General features: G+C 26.6%; 3 protein-coding genes. All 3 read left to right on the top strand.

The annotated features are described in order from the left end of the window. The first annotated feature begins 294 nt into the window (after positions 1-294). The 3 genes from RI68_RS03060 (at position 295) to plsY (ending at position 3,375) form a co-directional block, all read left to right on the top strand. Entirely contained in the window at positions 295-996 is a 702-nt protein-coding gene (locus RI68_RS03060; protein WP_017193760.1) for a hypothetical protein, read from the top strand. 205 nt (positions 997-1,201) lie between these two features. Beyond that, positions 1,202-2,581: a 2-hydroxycarboxylate transporter family protein gene (locus RI68_RS03065; RefSeq protein WP_017193761.1), complete on the top strand. Its 1,380-nt coding sequence runs from the start codon at positions 1,202-1,204 to the stop codon at positions 2,579-2,581. 119 nt (positions 2,582-2,700) lie between these two features. Continuing rightward, on the top strand, positions 2,701-3,375 hold the full coding sequence (gene plsY / locus RI68_RS03070) for a glycerol-3-phosphate 1-O-acyltransferase PlsY (protein WP_017193762.1): 675 nt from the start codon (positions 2,701-2,703) through the stop codon (positions 3,373-3,375). Positions 3,376-3,657 lie beyond the last annotated feature (282 nt).

Here is a 3,657-nt window from a genome sequence, read left to right on the forward strand (position 1 = left end):
GACAAAAACATTATAACAAAATATATATTAAAAAAACATATTTATTGACTTTTTATTAATTCATTGCGTAACTGAATTCAATAAAAAAGATGTTTATATCATTATTATCGCATATTAGAAACATTTATTGATAGAATAATCATTCTAGAAGAGGTCTTCTTATGTGTTAAAATAAAATAAGATATAAATGTAATAATTCACTTAAAACACAAGCATAATTGTGTTTATAAAATCACTACCATAAACAATGCCTTCTTTCAAGCTTCATATATTCGCACCAAAGGAAAAAATAATATGACTAAAAAAATAGATTTAAAAAAAATAACTTTAGGAGCTAATTTAATAGCCATGGCTTTTATATTAGCTCAAATTAACCAAAAGTTTCTTTCAGGCAGTTTATTTAGTTTTAAAAAAATGCCGATTATAGACGCTCAATTATGTGTTTTTTGGCACTTTCCTTTATTCGTTTTAATGTTTTTGTTTAGTTTTAAATATGCTTTAACTTTTTTATTGATTTACTTATTTTTTGATGGGATTTTTTATTCCTCATTTCAATACTTACAAATCTATAATACTTATCAAACTTTATTTTTAGACGAAAGTGCTGTTATTTTCAAAAATATTATCTTTGGGACTTTTATACCTATTTTAGCATATCTTTTTATATCTTTTCTAAAAATGGACGAAAAAAATTATCAAAAAATGTTACTAGTTTTCACTATTATTATCATCGTTCAAAGTATTTCTCGCACAATTAACGGTTATGCGTGGCTAAACATTATTAAAAAAAATTTACCTACTCGTGAAGGTCTTTTTGCGAACTTGATAAACGCTTTTTTTAACGGTGGTACAACTAAATCTTGGTTTATTTTATGGTTTTTAAATCTGATTCCCGTGATTACTTCCAATATGATCAACTTAGTGGTCTTTTTGTTATTTAGAAATAAAATACAAAATATTTATCAACAATTTAATTTCAACGAAAAACATAATTAATCATCAAATAGAAAAATTTTTTGAGCAAATAAATGAAACACAACAAGCATTTTTTCGGTTAATAAAAGGTTTTTTTTAACAAAGGATGTTTATGAATGACTTTTTCTTGTTATAAACTTTTCTCAATAAAATATAATTATAAGTGTTCATGCATTAACATTCTAATCCATAATTATAATACATAAGAAAGAAGGAAACATTTTTTATGAATGAAAAAAATAATAAAAAGAAAATAGAGATTTTTGGTTTTAACCCTTTATTGTTTTTAAGTTTTGTTGTAATAATGATTTTAAATATCGTTTATATGAGAATAGATCGAGACAATAAAAAATTATGGCATCCTTTATTAACGCCTTTATTTATTGCTATGGTGTTAGGGATTGGTTTAAATTATATTGGTTCTAAAACGCCTTTTTTAAACAAATTAGGCTTTGGTTTTTTACTTTCTATATTAGTACCATCTTTTTTAATTTATCAAGAAATAATACCAAAAAACATAGCTGATAATTTTGATAAAGCTTTTTTCAATAAACCAGGAGCGAATGATGGTTTAGGGATTAATTTCTCACAATTCTTTATCACTATCGTTATCGCCGGAAGTATTTTAAGCGTGGATAGAAATTTATTAAAAAGATCTTTAATCAAGTTTATTCCGATCACTTTAATCGCTATTATCTTTGCTTTTGTTGTTAGTGGTTTTTTAGGTTATTTAGTGGGTTTTCATCCAGATGTTATTTTCTCAAAGAAATCTCAAGGCAGTTTCTGGGATAGTATTTTCTTTGTGTTTGTGCCTTTAACTAATGGAGGTACTAACTTAGGTATTGGCGGCTTTTCCAATGGTATTTATAAAGACGCTTTTAAAGAATCAGCAGAGGCAAGTCAAATTAGAAGTGTTCTTTTAGCGCCTTTAATTTTAGCCCGTGTTTTAAGTATTTTCTTCGCTGGTTTATTATTTGTTTTATTTGATAAAACTAAATACAGCGGCAAAGGCTCTTTAGAGCAAAAAAAGATTGACCATTCTCATAAGTCTATCAAAACACCTTTAGAACATAAACAAATAGGTATGGGGTTATTAATCATTTTCGCTCTTTATAATTTAGGCAATATGATTAACCAAGTTTTATGTAGTTATTTAGACGCAATGGTATATGTTATTATCATTTTATTAGTTATTAAAATTTTTGATTTATTGTCTGATAAGTATCAAAATTCTGTGTCCCAAGCTGGAAAATTCATGTCTATTAATTTTACAGGTCCTGTTTTAGCCGGTTTAGGTTTAACTACTAATTTTGCCAATTTAATAAATACTTTAAAAACACCTAGTGTTGTATTAATCGTTGTTGCTTCCTTAACGGTCGCTGTGATAACAACTTTTATTTTAGCCCAATCATTAGGTTTTTACCCTCTAGAATTATCTTTAACTGCTGGACTTTGCTCGCACAGCATAGGTGGAACAGGCAATTTAGGAGTGATGGCTATTAGTCATCGAGAAGATTTATTGCCTTTTGCGACTATAGCAACTCGTGTAGTTGGTCCTCTAGTATATATCGTATCCACCTTCGGTTTTAAATATTTATATATGTAAACCAATCTGGTTTTAGACCAATTTACAAATTATATGTTTAACTTTTTATTATTTGTTAATTAACAAATATTTATGAAATTGTTATAATATAAATAAAAGAAAGTTTGAAAAATAAAAACATGAATATATCGAATATAAGCATTATCGTAAGTATTATTTTATTGTCTTATACAATAGGATCTATTCCGGTAGGCTTATTGGTAGGAACAATTTTTAAAAACAAAGACATTAGTACTTTAGGTTCAAAAAATATTGGTTCTTCGAATGTAACTAGAGTATTAGGTTTTAAATTAGGTTTACTAACTTTTATTTTAGATTTTTTAAAAGGTTTTTTGCCTATTTTTATCGTTAAACATTTAACGAAAAATGATATTATTCCTGAGAAAATCAATGATTTTAGAGTCTATTTCGGTATGGCTGCTGTTTTAGGACATATGTTTTCTATTTTCAATAAATTTAAGGGCGGAAAAGCTATCGCTAGTTCGGTCGGTTTTATCACAAGCATTAATTACCTAGTGGGCTTATTAGGAATCTTATCTTTTGTTATTATGGTAAGATTTAGCGGGTACGCCTCTTTATCGTCTCTTATAGCCACTTCTTTAGTAAATGTCGGCTTATGGATTCATACTGGCATTGAGCTTTCGAGGGAAAAGGAACCTCCACAAACTCATATGGAATTATATTTTATCTTTGCCACCACAATTATTATTTTTTTAAAACATTACAAAAATATTATTAATTTGCTGGAAGGCAAAGAAAATAAATTTAATTTCAAAAGAAAAAAAACTCAATAATGTTAACATTTTTTTCGCCATAATACAGAATAAAAGCTAAATTGTTTTCCAAAGAACAATTTAGCTTTTATTTTTGGGTTTATACATCTATAAGAGTTTATAAAAAAAAGAAGGATAATTTATAAAAACGATTTACATATGATAATAAAAAATGCCTAAAATATTTCGGGTGAGCCCCAGCAAAATAGTTCCGAATGAAAACAACTAATTTTTCTAAAACAAATACCTTTTAGAAAAAATTATTTATTAATTTACTATATGACAACATAAAAAAAATATTTG

This window comes from Vaccinium witches'-broom phytoplasma str. VAC, from assembly GCF_000309405.1.
In the GTDB taxonomy this organism is placed as follows: domain Bacteria; phylum Bacillota_I; class Bacilli_A; order Acholeplasmatales; family Acholeplasmataceae; genus Phytoplasma.